This is a genomic window from Arthrobacter sp. zg-Y40 (assembly GCF_020731535.1).
Classification (GTDB): domain Bacteria; phylum Actinomycetota; class Actinomycetes; order Actinomycetales; family Micrococcaceae; genus Arthrobacter_B.
Genome location: NZ_JAJFZS010000004.1, coordinates 197,688 through 216,448, shown reverse-complemented (window position 1 = coordinate 216,448; position 18,761 = coordinate 197,688). Strand labels below are relative to the sequence as shown.

Here is an 18,761-nt window from a genome sequence, read left to right as displayed (position 1 = left end):
TTAGCGACCTCCTTGCACATTAGCGGCGACGGCGTCTGCTATCTCTGCAGGCGGCCCGGCAGACTGAGGCTGCCACGAGTCCATCAGTGCGTAGGCAATGATCCGTTCCTGTGAGCCAAAGCGGGGATTGCAGCTGGTCAGCGTGAGGAACCGTTCCGTGGGGACCGCCTCCGGTTTTGTAGGCACCGGTGCCAAAACATCGACCTGGTCCGGCAGGACAAACTGCGTGTTGCGGTACACGTAGCTGTAGTACCCGTCCTTTGTCTGTACATAGATCCGGTCTCCGGGTACCAATGTGTGGATGGCGTCCAGGGCCTTGCCGTGGCTCTGCCGGTGTCCGGCCACCGCAAAATTGCCAACCCCGCCGGGCATGGCCGTGGCGGAGTAGTGGCCCAGTCCCAGCGTGTCCAGGACCCGGGTACCCACACCCGAGCTGACCGGCACCGCATAGTCCTCCCCGAAGCGCGGAACGTAAACGACCGCGAAAGTGGTTCCCTCATCAGCCGGCGGTTCCATCACTACCGGTTCGCCGTAGCCGGCCGGCGCGGGGGCCGGCGCGGGGGCCGGCGCGTCCTCAGGAGGCAGGTCAAAATCCTTGTACAGGTCCTGCACGGCCTCCTGCTGGGACCTGTTTGCTTCCAGATCCGTCCACCACAGCTGCCAGGCCACAAACAGGCCCAGGATAACTCCCAGGGTCACCAGGATTTCCCCTAGGACGTGGACCACCATGCGTCCCGGGCCGCCCGCGGGGGACGGGTGGGAGCGTGGGCGGTGCTCCTCGCGGACTGCTGGGGACTGGTCCATACGCTCCTCGGCGGGATGGTCTTCGAAGCTTAGTGTGCCCAAGGATACTCTGCCCCGGTAATTCGCTAGGATAATCAGGAACGGGAGGCCGTGCCATGCAGCGCCTGCAGCCATGCAGTGTTGTCCCCGCCCCTGAGACCGCCACCAACAAACCGCCGGCATCCGCAGAGCCGGTTCTGCCAGGAGGATCCGTGCCTGAGTCCAAGTCCCGCAAGAAGCCGCCGCGCCCCGCTGCCGAGCCCCGTGTTAATTCCGCAGCCAAGCCGAACCCCGTTTGGTACAAGCCGGTGATGTTCGGCCTGATGATCATCGGGTTGCTGTGGATCATCACCTACTACATCACCCAGGGAGGATTCCCCGTCCCGTCTCTGGGTGCCGCCAACATTCTGGTGGGCTTTGGTATTGCCATTGTGGGCTTTCTGATGACTACGCGCTGGCGCTGACTCCGTTCAGCCTCGCAACCTTAAGGGCCTTCCCGCTGCCACCCGCAGCCGGAGGGCCCTTTCTGTTGGTCTGAAGTCGTTATCCCCGGTTTTCCTGTTGTTCACAGGTTGTGCACGGAGTTATCCACAGGTGTGGGTAACTCTGTGGGTTACTTCCGCAACTTCCGCGCAAACAAAGGGATCCGGGTTATCCACAGCTGTGGAATTACATGTGTGTAAGTCCGTTCAGGCTATGGATAACCCTGTGGATCGCTGGTCCGGAGGAGAAACTACACCCTTGTTAGTTATTAACACTGTGGGTATCTCTGTGGATAACTTTGCCTTAACGCACAGTGCCCGCCGTCACAAGGACAGCGGGCACGCACGGGCAGGCAAGCGCTACACGGGAGACGGCCAAAGGATGGTTGCCACCACCAGGAGCAGGGCTATGGCCGCCAGCCCCAGGAACTGGACAACCGTCCGGTTCTTACCCCGGGGCGCATAGGCAATGATGGCCGCGCAGGCCGCCCCGGTCACCAGTCCACCCACGTGGGCCTGCCAGGCGATATTCGGGAAGACAAAGCCCATCACCAGGTTAAGCAGGAGCAGGATCACCAGGGAACGCAGTTCACCCCTCCGCTGGCGGATCACCACAAACAGTGCACCGAAGAGCCCGAAGATCGCTCCCGAGGCTCCCACGACAGGTGTTCCGGGGTCGGCAAGGTACATAACGCCCACCGAGCCGCCTACGGCCGAGATCAGATAGAGCAGGGCGAAGCGCGCCCGGCCGAACATCGGCTCCAGCGTCCGGCCCAGGAACCACAGCGCATAGAGGTTGAAAGCTATGTGGACGAAGCCGCCTGCTGAATGCAGGAAGGCAGACGTCAGCATCCTCCACGGCTCATAGTCCGTGTAGACCGGCCGGTACCAGAAGTCGGAAGTAAAGCCGGGGACCGCCAGCTGCAGGAGGAAGGCGGCGGCGCAAATCGCCATGATGGTGATGGTTACTACCGGTTTGCCCGTCCCGGCAGCCGGGGCCGTGCGTCCGCCGTACACGGTGCGGTAGGCCGGCTGCTTCCGGTTCTGTTCGGCAAAGCAATCCACGCACTGCACGCCTACGGCGGCGTTGTGCTGGCATTCAGGGCAGGCCGGGCGTCCGCAACGCTGGCAGCGGATATAGCTGACCCGGTCCGGATGGCGCGGACACACTGGAACCTGCGACGCCGGCGCTCCGGCCGGCACTCCATATGACATTGCTCGAAACTCCCGGATTGACGAAAGGCCCCGGCCGGATAGTCCGGCCGGGGCACCCTTCGAACAGGTTAGAGCTGCTCGACGGTAATGCTGTTGATAACCACGTCTTCGGTCGGCTTGTCGCGTCCGTCGGTGGAGACCGCATTGAGCTGGTCGACCAATGCGCGGGACTCGTCGTCGGCAACCTCACCGAAGATGGTGTGCTTTCCCTGCAGCCACGTGGTGGGCACCGAGGTGATGAAGAACTGCGAACCGTTGGTGCCGCGTCCCATCTGGATGCCGGCGTTGGCCATGGCCAGCTTGTACGGGGTGGCGAAATCAAGGTCGGGGTTGATTTCGTCGTCGAACTGGTAGCCGGGTCCGCCGGTGCCGCGGCCCAGGGGATCGCCGCCCTGGATCATGAAATCCTTGATGATGCGGTGGAAGATCGTACCGTCGTAGAGCGGGCGGCTCGTCTTTTCACCCGTTGCCGGGTCGGTCCACTCGATCTCACCGGTGGCCAGGCCAACGAAGTTCTTGACCGTCTTGGGGGCATGGTTGCCGAACAGGTTGATACGGATATCGCCCATGGACGTGTGGATGGTCGCTTTTGCTGTAGGAATAGCAGTCATAACAACATTCTTCCACGGCGCTTGCGCACAGGGGCGGAAACCGGCAGGTTCAGCGCACAGTGAAAACCGCCGCCTGCCGCGGCCTCCGATAGCAGAGATCAGCTCGAACACGTAGGCTAAGGCTGAAACGACACTATCCCGGGAGGTAGTTTTGAAGAAGGACCGCATCACCCATGACCTTGAAGCCAATGTGGCTGCTGGCCTCGTAACGGCCCGCGACTGGGCTTCGCCCAAGGTGGACGCAGCCAAGGGCTGGGCCGTTCCGCGCATTGAGAAGGGGATCGAAACCGCATCTCCGAAGATCCAGGACGGTATCAAGCGTGCTGCTGACGAGCTTGCCCAGGGCGTAGCCACCGTAACGCCGCGCATCCAGGGCGGGCTTGAGAAGGTTGGGCCGCGGATCAGCCACGCTGTGGATGAAGCCGCTCCGCGCATCCAGAGCACCCTGGACCGGGCTACACCGGCCCTGAACACCGCGAAGGACCGCGTCGTCGACGATTACCTCCCGGCGCTTTCCACCCGGATCGGTGTGGCCGCGGACAGCGTTTCGCGCAGCCTGACGGCAGCCAACGTTCCTGTACAGACCGCGGTTTCCAAGGTCACGGGCAACAAGAAGGCGCTCAAGCGCGCACAGAAGGCTGCAGCCCAGGCTGCCAAGCAGGCCCGCAAGAACCAGAAGGGCGGCGGCAAGGGGTGGCTGGTCTTCGGCATCATCGCCGCTGCCGTCACCGCCGGCGTAGCTGCCTGGCGTGCCTCGCGTCCGGTTGAGGATCCTTGGAAGACCCCCGCACCGAAGCCGGCTGCTGCCACCACTCCCGCCACGGCTCCGGCACCGGCGGCTACCGGGACATCCTCCGGAGCCTCCACGGCCAAGCCCGCTGAGCCGGCGACGCCGGCACCGGTCGAGGTGCCCAAGCCGAAGGCCGCGGCTGCCTCCACTCCGACCGAGAAGGCCGGCACGAACGCTGCGGCTGCCTCCTCTGAGACCAAGGAAACGGTCGCCAGTATCAAGGAAGCAGCCGAGCGTGCTGCCTCCCGTTCCGGCGACAAGGCGTCCGAAGCCGGCAAGCACAGCAAGGAAGCCGCGGGCGAGGCCAAGGAAGCTGCCAAGCCTTCAGGCGCCCACTCAGATAACAACACCGGCAAGAAGTAACACCGGTTAGAAAAAATACCGGCAAGAAAAAACAGGGAGGTCCCCGCTGCGGCGGGCACCTCCCTGTTTTGGTTCCGGCCTTATGTGCCGGGCTGCTCTCTGAACTAGGGTTGCACGTCTCCGCCCAGGGCCGGCGGTGCCGGGGGGATAGGTTCGGTGCCGGGCCGGCGTCGTGCCCTGCCCTGTCCGGCCACTACCACCGTTAATCCGGCGAGGATAAGGCCCAGCCCGGCGTATGTGCCCGCCGGAAGCTGCTCGTGCAGGAACACCGCCGCCAGGATGGCCGCGCCGGGGATCTCCAGCAGGATAATCATGGAAACCACCAACGGGCTGATGACAGCCAGCAGGTGGTTGAACACCGAGTGGCCCAGGATCTGCGCCACCACGGTTACACCGAGGATCCCCAGCCACGCCGCCGGCGGAAAGCCGACCAGCGGCTGCCGGAAGACCGCACAGAGCGCCAGGAGCAGCACGGCGCATGCTCCGTAGCAGAGAGTGGTGTACGTGCCCGTAGACATGGACTCACGGGCTTTTCCGCCTGCGATGGTGTAGACACCCGCGAGGGCACCGCCGGCCACCGCCAGGACATCGCCGATCAGTGCCTCCCGCGAAAGACCCAGGTCAAAGCCGGAAATCACCACAACTCCGGCGAACGCGGCGGCCAGCCCTGCCAACACAACAGGCGCAACCCGGATACCGCGCAGCACATTAAACAGGGCGATCCACCCCGCTTGGAGGCAGACAAGCGCCGTAGCCGCGGCCACGGACGTCAGCTGCAGTGAAGTGATGAAGCAGGCGAAGTGAAATGCCAGGGCCACCGCCGCAACGGCAGTCCACCGGTACTCGCGTGCCCCAAGCCGTGCGAATTCCCGGCGCCGTCCCAAAGCTGCGGGACCGCCCATGAGTACCGCGCCCAGGGCATTGCGCCAGAAGGCGATGGCAAGGGCGGGGGCAGCCGTAGCGGCCATAATGGGCCCGGACGCGGACACGCCCAGGACACCCACTGCGGCCAGGAAAATATTCACAGGCCAACAGTAGTGCAGCCCCGCTCCTGCACCGGCGCCGGACTGTTTCCGGGAGTCACGGCGGCTTAACGCAGAAGGTCCCCGCTCCGAGGAGCGGGGACCTTCTGTCTATTCTTTCGGTGGAGGCACGGGGACTCGAACCCCGAACCCCCTGCTTGCAAAGCAGGTGCGCTACCAATTGCGCCATGCCCCCGAAATGAGAACCTATCCAGTATAACCCACCGTTACCGGCCGGGTTACCAGATTCGACCTTTTGGCGGTTAGCCGACCTTGTCGGTCGATTCCTTCCAAACTGTCTTCTCAGCGGCAGTTTCCTGCCACTTCTTATAGGCGAAGACTCCAGCAGCAGCCGCTGCCATGACTGTCAGCAACTTCTTCATGGAATCCTCCTTGCCGTTCCGGTCCACCTTTTGCAAGGTGTTCCGTGGGCGTACCAGGACTTGAACCTGGGACCTCTTCGTTATCAGCGAAGCGCTCTAACCGCCTGAGCTATACGCCCCGAACCTCTTCGGGCCGAGATATGACTCTACCGTACCTTTGCCCGGAAGAACAAATCGGGCTGTTTTCCGGTTCCGGAGCGGCTGCAGGAGCGCGTCCGGAACCGGAAAACACTAGTCGTCGGTGAGGGTCACACCAATGCCGCCGACCAGCGTGGAGGCAATGTTGTAGAGCACGGCGGCCAGCATGGACAGTGCCGTCAGCAGCAGCACATTCACCACGGCGATGATGGTCGCGAAGGACACCACCTGGCCCAGGGAAGCGAAGTCCCGGAGGTCGAAGCCGCCGGACTCGCTGCCGGCAATCTCGCCCAGCAGGGTGTTAACCCGGTCGAAGATGCCGGTCAGGTCCAGCACGGTCCACAGCACGATGGCTGCCACCACGGTGACCACGCCCAGTGCAACCGACAGCAGGAACGCCATCTTCAGGACGGACCAGGGATCGATCTTGCTGACCAGTAGCCGGGCCTTGCGGGCTTTGGCCTTGGGTACGGGTTTCACCAGCGGCTGGCGGTTCCCCGCTGCGCTCTGACCTCCCCCAGGGCGCTGGGCCGGCCGTGCCGGGGTCTTCACCCGCGGCCCGGCGCCCGAGGACGACCTAGGGCTTGAGTTGGTCGAGCTCACTCGTTACCTCCATCTTGTGCTGACTGTGCATCGCGCCCAGCCGTTTCGTCTGTAGACAACGGTACTTCATCGCCTGCGGCCCCCACAGGTTCGGTTCCGGCGGTTACCGGTGCCGTGCCTGATGTTCCGTCTTCGGAGTTTTCGTCCTCTTCGACCGCCAAGTCGCGCTCGGAGTTCCGCGCAACGGCGATAATCCGGTCATTCTTGTCCGGCTTGGCGAAGATAACACCCATGGTGTCGCGGCCCTTGGCGGGCACACCGGTCACGGAGGACCGGACTACCTTGCCGCCCTGCATAACCACCAGGACCTCGTCTTCTTCCTGGACCACCATGGCACCGACCAGATGGCCGCGGTCCTCGGCGTACTTGCCCACCTTGATACCCAGGCCGCCACGGCCCTGGACCCGGTATTCGTCCGCGCTGGTGCGCTTGGCGTAGCCGCCCTCGGTCACGGTGAAGACAAAGGAGTCCTCGGTGACGACGTCGGCCGCCAGCAGTTCGTCATCCTCACGGAACTTCATGCCCGTGACACCGGAGGTGGCACGGCCCATGGGACGCAGCGCGTCGTCGGTGGCCGTGAAGCGCAGCGACTGGCCCAGCCGCGAAACCAGCATCAGGTCATCGGTTTCGGAGACCAGCTGGGCGGAAACCAATTCGTCTTCGTCGCGGAGGTTGATGGCAATAACGCCGGCAGAGCGGTTGGTGTCGTAGTCCGCCAGGCGGGTCTTCTTCACCAGGCCGCGCTTAGTGGCCAGCACCAGGTACGGGGCGGCGTCGTAATCCGGCAGCGCCAGGACCTGGGCAATGTGCTCGTCCGGCTGGAAGGCCAGCAGGTTCGCCACGTGCTGGCCCTTGGCATCCCGCCCGGCTTCGGCCAGTTCGTAGGCCTTGGCACGGTAAACGCGGCCCAGGTTGGTGAAGAACAGCAGCCAGTGGTGGGTGGTGGTGACGAAGAAGTGCTCCACGACGTCGTCCCCGCGCAGCTGGGCGCCCTTGATGCCCTTGCCGCCCCGGGCCTGCTGCCGGTAGTTGTCACTGCGGGTGCGCTTGACGTAGCCGCCGCGGGTGATGGTGACCACCATTTCCTCTTCGGGAATGAGGTCTTCCATGCTCATGTCGCCGTCATAGCCCATGAGGATCTTGGTGCGGCGGTCGTCACCGTATTTGTCGGCGATTTCCTGCAGTTCCTCGCTGACAATGGAACGCTGGCGTTCTTCGGAAGCCAGGATGATGTTGTATTCGGCGATTTCAGCTTCGAGCTTCGCGTGCTGGTCCTGGATCTTCTGGCGTTCCAGGGCAGCCAAGCGGCGCAGCTGCATATCGAGGATGGCCTGCGACTGGATTTCGTCGATTTCCAGCAGGCCCATCAGGCCGGTCCGTGCATCTTCCACCGTGGAGGACCGCCGGATCAGGGCGATGACCTCGTCGAGGGCATCCAGGGCCTTGAGCAGGCCGCGCAGGATGTGCGCAGCTTCCTCGGCCTTGCGCAGGCGGTACCGGGTGCGGCGGACAATCACTTCGAGCTGGTGGGTCACCCAGTGCCGGATGAAGGCGTCCAGGCTCAGGGTGCGGGGCACCCCGTCCACGATGGCCAGCATGTTGGCACCGAAGTTGTCCTGCAGCTGCGTGTGCTTGTACAGGTTGTTCAGGACCACCTTCGCCACGGCGTCACGCTTGAGCACGATCACCAGGCGCTGGCCGGTGCGGCCGGAAGTTTCATCGCGCATGTCGGCGATGCCGGTGATCTTGCCGTCCTTGACCAGTTCGGCAATCTTGACGGCCAGGTTGTCCGGGTTGGCCTGGTAGGGGAGTTCGGTGACCACCAGGCAGGTACGGCCCTGGAGTTCCTCCACGTTCACCACGGCACGCATGGTGATGGAGCCGCGGCCGGTGCGGTAGGCGTCCTCGATTCCCTTGTGGCCCAGGATGGTGGCGCCGGTGGGGAAGTCGGGGCCCTTGACCCGCCGGATCAGTTCCTCAAGCAGCACATCGTTCGGTGCGTCCGGGTTCTGCAGGTACCACTGGACACCGTCCACAACCTCGCGCAGGTTGTGCGGCGGGATGTTGGTGGCCATGCCGACGGCAATGCCGGAGGAACCGTTGACCAGGAGGTTCGGGAACCGGGAGGGAAGAATGGTCGGTTCCTGGTTGCGGCCATCGTAGTTGTCCTGGAAATCGACGGTTTCCTCGTCAATGTCCCGGACCATTTCCATGGCCAGCGGCGCCATCTTCGTTTCGGTATACCGCGGCGCCGCAGCGCCGTCGTTACCCGGCGAACCGAAGTTGCCCTGGCCCAGGGCCAGCGGGTAGCGCATGGTCCAGTCCTGGATCAGGCGGACGAGGGCATCATAAATCGCCGAGTCGCCGTGCGGGTGGTACTGGCCCATGACCTCGCCCACCACACGGGCGCACTTGTTGAAGGAACGGTCCGGGCGGTACCCGCCGTCGAACATCGCGTACAGGACGCGGCGGTGCACGGGCTTGAGCCCGTCGCGCACGTCGGGCAGCGCACGTCCCACAATGACAGCCATGGCGTAGTCAAGGTAGGAACGCTGCATCTCGGTCTGCAGGTCGATTTGCTCGACCCTGTCGGTCAGTGCGGTCCCGGCCAGGGGAGCCGTGTCCCCGGTTACCTCGGGAGTCTCATCACTCATTGGTTCTGCTTCCGTTCTATGTCGCTAAAGTCCATATTCGCCGGCAGCGGGGGCCGGCTGGGCGAATCCGCTAGATGTCCAGGAAGCGCACATCCTTGGCGTTCTGCTGGATGAAGCTGCGGCGGGATTCGACGTCTTCGCCCATGAGGACCGAGAAGACCGAGTCCACGGCGGCTGCGTCGTCCATGGTGACCTGCAGCAGCGTGCGGTGCTCGGGGTCCATGGTGGTGTCCCAGAGCTCGGTGTAGTCCATTTCGCCCAGGCCCTTGTAACGCTGGATGCCGTTTTCCTTCGGCAGGCGCTGGTTGTTGGCCAGACCGCGGGCAATCACTTCGTCCCGTTCCCGGTCACTGTAGACGTAGTCGTGGGCGTGGTTGGACCACTTGATCCGGTACAGCGGCGGCTGGGCCAGGTACACGTAACCGCTTTCGATCAGCGGACGCATATAACGGAACAGCAGGGTCAGCAGCAGTGTGGTGATGTGCTGGCCGTCAACGTCTGCATCGGCCATCAGCACGATCTTGTGGTAGCGGGCCTTTTCGACGTCGAAGTCCTCACCGATGCCGGCACCGAAGGCGGTGATCATGGCCTGGACTTCGGCGTTGCTCAGTGCCCGGTCGAGGCGGGCCCGTTCCACGTTGAGGATCTTGCCGCGCAGCGGCAGGATGGCCTGGGTCTCGGGGTTGCGCCCGCGGACGGCGGAGCCGCCGGCCGAGTCACCTTCCACGATGTAGATTTCGGACCTGGACGGGTCCTTGGAGGAGCAGTCCTTCAGCTTGCCGGGCATGCCGCCGGATTCCAGCAGGCCCTTCCGGCGGGTGGATTCACGCGCCTTGCGGGCAGCCAGCCGGGCCTGCGAGGCCTGGATGGACTTGCGGATGACGTCGCGGGCCGGGCCGGGGTTGCGCTCAAGCCAATCGCCGAGCTGGTCGGTGACCACACGCTGAACAAAGCCCTTGACCTCGGAGTTGCCAAGCTTGGTCTTCGTCTGGCCCTCGAACTGCGGTTCGGCCAGCTTGACCGAGATGACTGCGGTCAGGCCTTCGCGGATGTCGTCGCCGGTGAGGTTGTCATCCTTTTCCTTGATGATGTTCTTCTCACGGGCGTACCGGTTGATCAGCGACGTCATGGCGGCGCGGAAGCCTTCTTCGTGCGTTCCGCCTTCATGCGTGTTGATGGTGTTCGCGTAGGTGTGGACGCTCTCCGAGTAAGCGGTGGTCCACTGCATGGCCATCTCCACGGCCATCTTCTTATCCGAATCCTCAGTTTCAAAGGCGATGACGTCGTCGTGGACTACTTCAACCTTCTTCGAGGAGTTCAGGTGCTTGACGTAGTCCAGGAGGCCGTCCGCGTACAGGTAGTCCACCATGCGGTGCTTCGGCGCCGCGTCTTCGGCTCCGTCGGGAGCCTCGGTGATTTCCTCGGTTTCCTCTTCGAGCATCCGCTCGTCGGTGAGCCGGATCCGCAGGCCCTTGTTCAGGAAGGCCATCTGCTGGAAGCGGGCACGCAGGGTTTCAAAGTCGAACTCGGTGGTTTCGAAGATTTCCGGGTCCGGGTAGAACGTCTGGGTGGTGCCGGTTTCCTCGGTTGGCTCGCCCTGGCGCAGTTCACCCACGGGGTGGCCGCCGTTCGCGAAGCTCTGGTGCCAGGTGTAGCCCTGCCGGCGTACTTCGGTTTCCACCCGTTCGGAGAGGGCGTTGACCACTGAAATACCTACGCCGTGCAGGCCGCCGGACACGGCGTACCCGCCGCCGCCGAACTTGCCGCCGGCGTGCAGGATGGTCATAACCACCTGGACGGTGGGGATGCCCTCGGTGGGGTGCATGTCTACGGGGATGCCGCGGCCGTTATCAGTAACTCTGACGCCGCCGTCGGCCTGCAACACCACTTCAATGTGGTCGCAGTAGCCAGCCAGGGCCTCATCAACCGAGTTGTCCACCACTTCGTACACCAGGTGGTGCAGCCCTCGGGGGCCGGTGGAACCGATGTACATGCCCGGGCGCTTACGGACTGCCTCAAGGCCTTCCAGGACCGTAATTTCATTCGCGCCGTATTCCACGGGGGTGGAGTTTTCCGGGGCGGTGTGGTCCTCTGGTGTTACCTCTGAGTTGTCCATCTCATTGTCGTTAGCCACAGGTGCTGTCGACTCCTCTTGTGTTCGTCAGAATTGAAGCCTCCCCAGCGGACAGGCATCTCCACCGTCAATTCTACCGCGCTGCGAGCCGTAAACCTGCCCAAAACACCCTCTGGCAGGCCACTAATGACGGTTTGCAGCCAACCGCACCGCCCCGGATAAGGCCGGATACCGGTCCGGGGGTCCCAAAGCCCCTGACCGGCTCCTGCAAGGCTTCGAATTACGCTGCCGGAGAAGGGCCGGGTGGCGTGGATCACGGCGGGGCCTGCGGCCGGGATTTATCCGTAGGTATCACGGGGGCCGCGGCCCTTGACGCTTCTCAAGCCCTTGCGCCAGTTGGGTGCCGCGGGTCCGATCACTTCGATCTTGGTAACGACGCCGGGACCCAGTTCGGAGTCGAAGCGGGCAATCAGGGCATCACGGAGCAACCGCAGCTGCGTGGCCCAGGCCGTGGAATCACAGCGGACCTGGACGGTGGTGTCCTGGAAGGACTCGGGCTTGCAGTGGGCACTGACCTCGCTTCCCACCAATTCCTCCCACCGGGAAATCACCGATCCGACGGCAACGGGGGAGTTCCAACCGCGTTCGCTGACGAACCGGGTGAACACCTTGCCCAAGCCCTGCGGGTCCCGGCCTACATATTCGCCCGGGATGAACGGGCCCTGCTGCCGCTTCCCTGTTTTGCGCCGGGTTGCCGGCGTGCGCTGGTTGCCGCGGGCAAGTGCGGCCTGGCGCATGCGGTTCAGCTGTTCGCGTGCGGCATCGGGGCGTTCGTCCGGATTGTCCGCGCCCGGACCCCCGGGATCCGGCTGGCCCGTGTCAGGAGACGGGCACACTGATGCCTCCGGGAACCACCGTGATGATGCGCCCCGCCAGCGCCTCCGGAATGTCATCTCCCACCGCTGCAGTGACCAGCACCTGCTCTGCTCCGGCAACGATTCCGGCAAGACGCTGCCGGCGCTGCACATCCAGTTCGGCAAATACATCGTCGAGGATCAGGATGGGTCCGGCCCCGGGCGTGGGATCGTCGCTGGTCAGCAGGTAGTAGGAACCCAGCCGAAGGGCCAGGGCAAAGGACCAGGTTTCTCCGTGCGAGGCGTACCCCTTGGCCGGGGCCTGCCCGAGGATGAGTTCCAGCTCGTCCCGGTGCGGGCCGACCAGCGAAATGCCGCGGTCAATCTCCCGCCGCCGGTTGGCGGCAAAGGCCTGCAGGAAGCGTTCGGTCAGTTCCTCCGTGCCGAGGGCGTACAGCTCATCGGGGTCCTGGGCACCTTCGACCGCGCCGTCGTCGTTTACCGCTCCCTGCAAGGTGGAGCGGTAAACCGCCTTTGCCGCCTTTGAACCGTCTGTCAGGTCCCGGTAGGCCGCCTGCAGATGCGGCTGCAGCCGTTCCAGTGCCTGCAGCCGGGCAGCGACCAGCCGTGCGCCTGCCTCGGCCATGTGCTGGTCCCATACCTCGAGCGTGGCTTCGTGCGCTGCAGTGAAACGGCCCGTGGCGCGCGCCGACTTCAACAGCGCGTTCCGCTGTTTCAGCACCCGTTCATAATCGGCACGCGTAGCGGCATGGTGGGGGACCAGGGAAACAATGAGTTCGTCGAGGAACCGCCTGCGGCTGCCCGGATCACCCTTGACCAGGGCCAGGTCCTCCGGGGCAAAAAGGACGGTGCGGCACAGGCCGAGAATGTCGCGGGCCCGCACAGGATTGGCACGGTTGATCCGCGCCCTGTTGCTGCGGCCAGGGTTGAGTTCCAATTCCACTGAGGTGGCCTGGGAACCGCGGACCAGCCGAGCCCGGACCAGTGCCTGACCGGCGTCGAAGTTCACCAGCGGCGCATCTGTGCTAACCCGGTGGGAAGAGAGTGTGGCCAGGTAACCGATGGCTTCGACGATGTTGGTCTTGCCTGTTCCGTTTGGCCCGACAAACACGGTGACGCCGGGCTCGAGCCGCACGTCCAGCTGGGGATAACTCCGGAAACCGGTCAGCGACAGATGGTCAACGTACATCGGTTCCGTGCTCTCCCATCCTGTAGGTCTCAGTTGGTTCCGGTCTTTTTACCTTACGCGCTCGGCAGGTCCGGATCCGGGCGGACAACTTTGTGCACCTCATGGCCGCCGAACTGGCGGCGCAGTGCGGCCACCATCCGCATGGCCGGCGCGTCCTGCTGCCGGGAGGCAAACCTGGCATACAGGGCGGCCGTGATCGCAGGAGCCGGGATGCCCGAGGCCACGGCCTCTTCCACAGCCCAGCGTCCCTCCCCCGAATCATCAGCCCGGCCGGCGGTTCCGCTTAGTCCGGGGTCCTCCTGCAGTGCCTTGACCGCCAGCTCCAGCAGCCAGGACCGCACCACCGTTCCCTGCTGCCAAGCCCCGAGGATACCCGGAACATCTTCGATGATGTCTTTGGCTGCCAGGAGTTCATATCCCTCTGCATAGGACTGCATCAGCCCGTATTCAATCCCGTTGTGGACCATCTTCGCGTAATGCCCGGCACCCGTACGGCCGGCGTGGACGAAGCTTTCCGCCCGGTCACCGTCCGGGCGGAGGGCGTCAAAGACAGGTATGGCCCGATCCACATCTTCGGCCGCGCCGCCGACCATCAGCCCGTACCCGTTGTCCTGGCCCCGGATACCCCCGGAAACGCCGCAGTCCAGGAAACGGATCCCTTTCAGGCCCAGCAGCCGGGAGGCTTCCCGGTCATCACTGAACCTGGAGTTCCCGCCGTCGATCACCAGGTCTCCGGTTTCGAGTACCTCCGAAAGCTCGGCGAGGGTTCCGTCCGTGGGATCACCGGCCGGAACCATGACCCACACAATCCGCGGAACCGGCAGCTCGGCAACCATTTCCGCCAGCGATCCCACGTCACTATGAACGGGGTCCCTGTCAAATCCTGTTACATCCACATTGTTACGGCGCAGTCTTGCACGCATTCCGTAACCCATTTTCCCGAGTCCGATGAGGCCGATGTGCATTTCTGCTCCTCTGATTGGGCTCCCGGGCAGCGGATCCGGTGACCGAGGCCTTACTGGTTGGGAAGCCGCACCGGCATCAACAGGTACCGGTAGTCGGCCTGGTCCTCGCCGGTGAGCTCTTCCTGGGCCGAAATGACCGCCGGTTTGGGAGGTGTGGTGAAGGAAAAGCGGACGTATTTGCTGGGGAAGGCACCAAGGCCTTCGCTCAGGTAGTGCGGGTTGAAGGCAACAGTGATGTCGTCGCCGACAAGTGCGGCCTCAAGCGCTTCGGAGGCCTGCGCATCCTCGCCGGTGCCGGCGTCGAGTGTCAGCTGGCCGTCGGTGAAGGCCAGGCGCACCGGAGTATTGCGCTCGGCAACCAGGGATACGCGGCGGACCGCCTCAACCAGGGCATGTGTTTCCACGGTGGCGTGGATGGGGGTGTTTTCCGGGAAAAGCGACCGGATCTTGGGGTAGTCGCCGTCAACCAGAAGCGACGTGGTCCGCCGGCCTCCGCTTTCAAAGCCGATCAGTTCGCTGTCCTCGGACAACGCGATGTTCAGGTCGCCGGCGCTGCCAAGTGTCTTGGCAACTTCGTTGAGGGTTTTGGCCTTGACCAGCGCACTGGTGGAGATGCCGGGAACCGTAGGCTTCCAGGCCAATTCACGCAGGGCTAGCCGGTAACGGTCAGTTGCCAGGAACGTAATGAGATCGTCTTCAATTTCCATCCGGACACCGGTCAGGATGGGCAGCGTGTCATCCCGGCTCGCGGCGATGATGACCTGGGAAACAGCCTGCGCGAAGGCATCGCCGTCGACTACGCCGCTGACTTCGGGAAGCGCGGGAAGTTCCGGATATTCCGCCTCGGGCATGGTGGCCAGGTTGAAGCGGCTGTTGCGGCAGGTCAGCGTCACCTTTGCGCCGTCGGTCTCGACCTCCACCGGGGCGGATGGCAGGCTGCGGCAGATCTCCGCAAGGAGGCGGCCGGAGACCAGGATGGTGCCTTCTTCGCTGACATCGGCAGGAATCTGCAACCGGGCCGAGATTTCGTAATCGAAACTGGCCAGGCTCAAGGAACCGTTTTCGGCTTTGATAAGCAGCCCCGAAAGGACAGGAACCGGCGGGCGCGGGGACAGGGATCGTGCTGTCCACGTGACGGCCTCTGCCAGGACATCCCGCTCAACTCTGAACTTCACTGAAGGGTGCCGCCTTTCGCAACGTACTTCTCAGTACAACTGAACTTGTTTCAGAACTCGAGGTGAGTTCCGTGGTGGAACATGTGTGGAACTTGGTGGGGTGGCATGTCCGCCACCGCCTGTGTCCGCCCTCATCCCTCCATCTGTGGGTTGGAGGCGGATGCATGCGAATGACAACCATACTCTGTGACAGCTTAGCCCGGTCCCGGCCAACGATGTACCGGGTTTGTGATTCAACAGGCGGCAGCACGGGTGCATGCTCGTCTTTGATGTTTTTGAGCTGCCGGATGGCTGGTTGGTCCGAGGGGTCTTGAGCTTAGTTGTTATTTGGTGGAACCGAATTGCTTAAGGTCCGTAGTGTTAATAACTCCTGTGGATACTGTGGATAACCCGCGGTGTCCCCGCATCCCGGCTGTTTAAGCCTGTTGATAACCTGTGGATCCTCTGCAGCGGTTGGCGGCGGGGGTGTTGGAAACTTTTCGAGGGTTCCGCGTATCCACAGGGAAGTGTGGGTAAACACGGGTTGTCCACCGGGTTATCCACACCCTTGTCCACAAATGTTAATTCGAGCCCCTGCGGGGCTTTGGAAACCGGGCGGATCAGGCCTCGCGCTGCTGCTGCTTGATGCGGTTGGTGAGCTCCGTGACCTGGTTGTAAATGGCGCGGCGTTCAGCCATCAGTTCACGGATCTTCCGGTCCGCATGGATCACGGTCGTGTGGTCACGCCCGCCAAGCTCCTGGCCGATCTTCGGCAGGGACATGTCCGTGAGCTCCCGGCACAAGTACATGGCAATCTGCCGCGCGGTCACCAGGGTGCGCGTCCGCGACTTGCTGCACAGTTCCTCCAGGCTGATCTGGAAGTACGCCGCCGTCTGCCCGAGGATGGACGCGGCAGTGATTTCCTGCGCGCCGTCGTCGGTGATCAGGTCCTTCAACACAATCTCTGCCAGTCCGACGTCGACCTGCTGGCGGTTCAGGCTGGCGAACGCAGTGACTCGGATCAAGGCGCCTTCAAGCTCGCGAATATTGGTGGAGATTTTGGAGGCGATGTACTCCAACACGTCGTCCGGGGCACTAAGGCTGTCTCCGATGGCCTTTTTCCGGAGGATGGCAATGCGGGTTTCGAGTTCCGGCGGCTGCACATCAGTGAGCAGGCCCCATTCGAACCGTGAGCGCATGCGTTCCTCGAATCCGGAAAGCTGCTTGGGCGGCAGGTCGGAGGTGATGACCACCTGCTTGTTGTGGTTGTGCAGCGCATTGAAGGTGTGGAAGAACTCCTCCTGCGTTGCATCCTTGTTGGCCAGGAACTGGATGTCGTCAATCAGCAGGATGTCCACGTTGCGGTAGAGCTGCTTGAAGCTGGCGCCTTCGTCGTACCGGATGGAGTTGATGAAGTCGTTGGTGAATTCTTCCGAGTTGACGTACCGGACCCGGATGCCCGTGTACAGGTGGCGTGCATAGTGGCCGATGGCGTGCAGCAGGTGGGTCTTGCCCAGCCCGGAATCGCCGTAGATAAAGAGCGGGTTGTAGGCCTTGGCCGGTGCTTCCGCCACGGCCACGGCGGCGGCGTGGGCAAAGCGGTTGGATGAACCAATCACGAAGGTTTCAAAGACATACTTCGGATTGAGCCGGCCGAATTCCTGGCTGGTGCTGGGCGGAGTAGGCGAAGGGGCGCTTTCCCCGGACGGTACCGGGCTGGGCGCCGCTGCCTCTTCCTCGGGTTCGGGCTCAGCCTCGACAACGGGTGTGAGGTCCGCATCGATAACAAACGCGCACTGAATGTCCGCCTGGAAGACGCCGCGCAGGACCTCATCGAGGATGTTCTTAAGCTGCGTCTGCAGTACTTCCCGCGTCAACTCATTCGGGACGGCGACCAGCAGGGTGGTGCCGATGAGGCCTTGGGCCTGCGCCAGCACAACGAATCCGCGCTGTCGGGGGGTGACCCTGTCGTCGGTCTCCAGGGTCCGAATGACCTTGCGCCAAGAGCTGCCAACATCGTTGATTTCGTCCGTACCCACAAAAACCTCTCGTGACGCCTCGCGGCGGTCTAAGAAAACCAGGGATCCCGGCGGGGATCCCGGCACTTCATCCACAGAGTTATGCACAGATAGTGGATAAAGTACCCGACGCCAAGCCTAGAGGATGATTTCCCGTCGTGGTAGCTGGAATTCCGCTGGTTCACGGGCCTGTCGGCTGTTTCACAGGGACGGATGAGCGGGGATACCCACAGCAGTTGTCCACAGGTGTTGAAAAACCGCGGTGCACAACCGGTGTACCGCCGGTTTGACGGGTGCCCCGGTGTCACCTAACGTTGAGTAGTCCTTTGTGTCTGCTATCTGTACTCACACATGCCCTGCAGGGGTTCTGGAAATCAGGGTCCAGGTCCGGGCGAGTACAGACAGACACATGAAAAAAGCGCCGCTTGTTCTTCCCCCTTGTCGCAACAAGTGCCGGCGCGACTCAAGATTGTCTTGGAGTAACTACCGTGAGCAAGCGGACTTTTCAGCCGAATAACCGCCGTCGTGCCAAGAAGCACGGCTTCCGCCTTCGCATGCGTACCCGTGCCGGCCGTGCCATCCTTTCTGCACGCCGTGGCAAGGGCCGTACCGAACTGTCGGCCTAAATAACCTCAAAGTTTGTCGATGCTGCCTTACAGCAGCTCTATCCCGGATTCCAGGTGGTCCCAATGCTGGCCGTAAAGAACCGGGTAAGGGTATCGGCGGACTTTTCCCGTACTGTACGTTCCGGTGCCCGAAGTGGGCGCCGGAACGTAGTGCTATATGCGGTTCCTACCGGTGAGAACCCGACCCGCATAGGCTTCATTGTGTCCAAATCCGTCGGGAACGCGGTGACACGCAACCTCGTTAAGAGAAGACTGAGGGAAGCGGCCGCGCAGGGTCTTGCATTCCACCCGTCCGGACTGGATGTGGTGGTGAGGGCGTTGCCCGCATCAGCGTCGGCGTCGTGGCAGGACCTCAGTGCCGACTATCAGGGCGCCCTAAACGCCTGTATAGCCAAACTCGCGAAGCCGCGAACAAGCCAGACAGGGAGGATGAGCCAGCAATGAGGGACTCCGGAGCATATCCGTTGAGGGCCTTGGTTGCTGTTGCCCGGTTCATCTGGAACCTCCCCCGCGCAGTCCTCATCGGGCTGCTGATTGCCTACCGGAAGACCGTCTCGCCGCTGTACGGTCCGGTCTGCCGCTTTTTCCCCTCATGTTCCGCCTATGCCCTCGAAGCAGTCACTGTCCACGGCGCCGTTAAAGGTTCCTGGCTGGCTTTCCGACGGCTGATCCGCTGCCATCCGTGGAACGGCGGAGGGGTGGACCATGTGCCTGAGGGACACCGGATTTGGGACACAAAGAAGGTCCCGAGGATCATTGTGCTGAATCATCCCGTGATTCCAGCTGACGAAGACAGCCGCTCGGCGGCCTGAGGAG

General features: G+C 63.1%; 18 protein-coding genes and 2 tRNA genes. 5 read left to right on the top strand and 15 right to left on the bottom strand.

Features of this window, described 5'->3' with window-relative positions; genetic code table 11:
* Entirely contained in the window at positions 1–804 is an 804-nt protein-coding gene (locus LJ754_RS05965; RefSeq protein ID WP_442860311.1) for a class E sortase, read from the bottom strand.
* 191 nt (positions 805–995) lie between these two features.
* Here LJ754_RS05965 and LJ754_RS05960 point away from each other — a divergent pair, with 191 nt between their 5' ends.
* The gene (locus tag LJ754_RS05960; protein WP_227925928.1) at positions 996–1,247 is read left to right on the top strand and encodes a cell division protein CrgA; all 252 of its coding nucleotides are present in this window, start codon (positions 996–998) and stop codon (positions 1,245–1,247) included.
* 378 nt (positions 1,248–1,625) lie between these two features.
* Here the strand turns inward: LJ754_RS05960 and LJ754_RS05955 are convergent, their stop codons facing one another.
* Positions 1,626–2,330: a rhomboid family intramembrane serine protease gene (locus LJ754_RS05955; protein WP_331461510.1), complete on the bottom strand. Its 705-nt coding sequence runs from the start codon at positions 2,328–2,330 to the stop codon at positions 1,626–1,628.
* Positions 2,331–2,548: 218 nt separating this feature from the next.
* Complete coding sequence (locus LJ754_RS05950) at positions 2,549–3,091, bottom strand: peptidylprolyl isomerase (RefSeq protein ID WP_227912358.1); 543 nt, start codon at positions 3,089–3,091, stop codon at positions 2,549–2,551.
* A gap of 151 nt (positions 3,092–3,242) precedes the next feature.
* Here LJ754_RS05950 and LJ754_RS05945 point away from each other — a divergent pair, with 151 nt between their 5' ends.
* Positions 3,243–4,244: a hypothetical protein gene (locus LJ754_RS05945; RefSeq protein ID WP_227925926.1), complete on the top strand. Its 1,002-nt coding sequence runs from the start codon at positions 3,243–3,245 to the stop codon at positions 4,242–4,244.
* A gap of 104 nt (positions 4,245–4,348) precedes the next feature.
* Here LJ754_RS05945 and LJ754_RS05940 read toward each other — a convergent pair whose 3' ends face one another.
* The 12 genes from LJ754_RS05940 to dnaA all read right to left on the bottom strand — a co-directional run bounded on the left by LJ754_RS05940 (position 4,349) and on the right by dnaA (position 17,340).
* Positions 4,349–5,269, bottom strand: a complete 921-nt coding sequence (locus LJ754_RS05940) for a DMT family transporter (protein WP_227912356.1) — start codon at positions 5,267–5,269, stop codon at positions 4,349–4,351.
* A gap of 120 nt (positions 5,270–5,389) precedes the next feature.
* Positions 5,390–5,462: transfer RNA gene (locus tag LJ754_RS05935), tRNA-Ala, on the bottom strand.
* 67 nt (positions 5,463–5,529) lie between these two features.
* Positions 5,530–5,649: a DLW-39 family protein gene (locus LJ754_RS05930; protein ID WP_227912355.1), complete on the bottom strand. Its 120-nt coding sequence runs from the start codon at positions 5,647–5,649 to the stop codon at positions 5,530–5,532.
* A 45-nt stretch (positions 5,650–5,694) separates the two neighbouring features.
* A tRNA-Ile gene (locus LJ754_RS05925) sits at positions 5,695–5,768 on the bottom strand.
* A 112-nt stretch (positions 5,769–5,880) separates the two neighbouring features.
* Positions 5,881–6,390, bottom strand: a complete 510-nt coding sequence (locus LJ754_RS05920; RefSeq protein ID WP_227912352.1) for a DUF3566 domain-containing protein — start codon at positions 6,388–6,390, stop codon at positions 5,881–5,883.
* A complete protein-coding gene (gene gyrA / locus LJ754_RS05915; protein WP_227912350.1) occupies positions 6,387–9,044 on the bottom strand; it encodes a DNA gyrase subunit A in 2,658 nt (885 codons plus the stop codon). Before gyrA ends, LJ754_RS05920 begins: the two co-directional genes overlap by 4 nt.
* A 70-nt stretch (positions 9,045–9,114) precedes the next feature.
* A complete protein-coding gene (gene gyrB / locus LJ754_RS05910; protein WP_227926048.1) occupies positions 9,115–11,160 on the bottom strand; it encodes a DNA topoisomerase (ATP-hydrolyzing) subunit B in 2,046 nt (681 codons plus the stop codon).
* A gap of 296 nt (positions 11,161–11,456) precedes the next feature.
* A complete protein-coding gene (locus LJ754_RS05905; RefSeq protein WP_283995986.1) occupies positions 11,457–11,915 on the bottom strand; it encodes a DUF721 domain-containing protein in 459 nt (152 codons plus the stop codon).
* An 82-nt stretch (positions 11,916–11,997) separates the two neighbouring features.
* On the bottom strand, positions 11,998–13,182 hold the full coding sequence (gene recF, locus LJ754_RS05900; protein ID WP_227912344.1) for a DNA replication/repair protein RecF: 1,185 nt from the start codon (positions 13,180–13,182) through the stop codon (positions 11,998–12,000).
* Positions 13,183–13,235: 53 nt separating this feature from the next.
* A complete protein-coding gene (gene gnd, locus LJ754_RS05895) occupies positions 13,236–14,147 on the bottom strand; it encodes a phosphogluconate dehydrogenase (NAD(+)-dependent, decarboxylating) (protein ID WP_227925924.1) in 912 nt (303 codons plus the stop codon).
* A gap of 50 nt (positions 14,148–14,197) precedes the next feature.
* On the bottom strand, positions 14,198–15,322 hold the full coding sequence (dnaN, locus tag LJ754_RS05890; protein ID WP_227912340.1) for a DNA polymerase III subunit beta: 1,125 nt from the start codon (positions 15,320–15,322) through the stop codon (positions 14,198–14,200).
* Between the two features lie 599 nt (positions 15,323–15,921).
* Positions 15,922–17,340: a chromosomal replication initiator protein DnaA gene (gene dnaA, locus LJ754_RS05885; RefSeq protein ID WP_227912338.1), complete on the bottom strand. Its 1,419-nt coding sequence runs from the start codon at positions 17,338–17,340 to the stop codon at positions 15,922–15,924.
* 467 nt (positions 17,341–17,807) lie between these two features.
* On the opposite strand from dnaA, the gene rpmH reads away from it, so the two are divergent.
* The 3 genes from rpmH (at position 17,808) to yidD (ending at position 18,757) form a co-directional block, all read left to right on the top strand.
* Positions 17,808–17,945, top strand: a complete 138-nt coding sequence (gene rpmH / locus LJ754_RS05880; protein WP_022892375.1) for a 50S ribosomal protein L34 — start codon at positions 17,808–17,810, stop codon at positions 17,943–17,945.
* 63 nt (positions 17,946–18,008) lie between these two features.
* The gene (rnpA, locus tag LJ754_RS05875) at positions 18,009–18,389 is read left to right on the top strand and encodes a ribonuclease P protein component (protein ID WP_227925923.1); all 381 of its coding nucleotides are present in this window, start codon (positions 18,009–18,011) and stop codon (positions 18,387–18,389) included.
* Positions 18,386–18,757, top strand: coding sequence for a membrane protein insertion efficiency factor YidD (gene yidD / locus LJ754_RS05870; RefSeq protein ID WP_227925922.1), 372 nt, complete (start codon positions 18,386–18,388; stop codon positions 18,755–18,757). Before rnpA ends, yidD begins: the two co-directional genes overlap by 4 nt.
* Positions 18,758–18,761 lie beyond the last annotated feature (4 nt).

What these genes read in the sequence shown, in the direction of transcription:
- LJ754_RS05965 (WP_442860311.1), bottom strand. Translation starts at nt 804, where the DNA reads ATGGACCAGTCCCCAGCAGTCCGCGAGGAGCACCGCCCACGCTCCCAC.
- LJ754_RS05950 (WP_227912358.1), bottom strand. Translation starts at nt 3,091, where the DNA reads ATGACTGCTATTCCTACAGCAAAAGCGACCATCCACACGTCCATGGGC.
- LJ754_RS05930 (WP_227912355.1), bottom strand. Translation starts at nt 5,649, where the DNA reads ATGAAGAAGTTGCTGACAGTCATGGCAGCGGCTGCTGCTGGAGTCTTC.
- gyrA (WP_227912350.1), bottom strand. Translation starts at nt 9,044, where the DNA reads ATGAGTGATGAGACTCCCGAGGTAACCGGGGACACGGCTCCCCTGGCC.
- gyrB (WP_227926048.1), bottom strand. Translation starts at nt 11,160, where the DNA reads ATGGACAACTCAGAGGTAACACCAGAGGACCACACCGCCCCGGAAAAC.
- LJ754_RS05905 (WP_283995986.1), bottom strand. Translation starts at nt 11,915, where the DNA reads ATGCGCCAGGCCGCACTTGCCCGCGGCAACCAGCGCACGCCGGCAACC.
- recF (WP_227912344.1), bottom strand. Translation starts at nt 13,182, where the DNA reads ATGTACGTTGACCATCTGTCGCTGACCGGTTTCCGGAGTTATCCCCAG.
- gnd (WP_227925924.1), bottom strand. Translation starts at nt 14,147, where the DNA reads ATGCACATCGGCCTCATCGGACTCGGGAAAATGGGTTACGGAATGCGT.
- rnpA (WP_227925923.1), top strand. Translation starts at nt 18,009, where the DNA reads ATGCTGGCCGTAAAGAACCGGGTAAGGGTATCGGCGGACTTTTCCCGT.
- yidD (WP_227925922.1), top strand. Translation starts at nt 18,386, where the DNA reads ATGAGGGACTCCGGAGCATATCCGTTGAGGGCCTTGGTTGCTGTTGCC.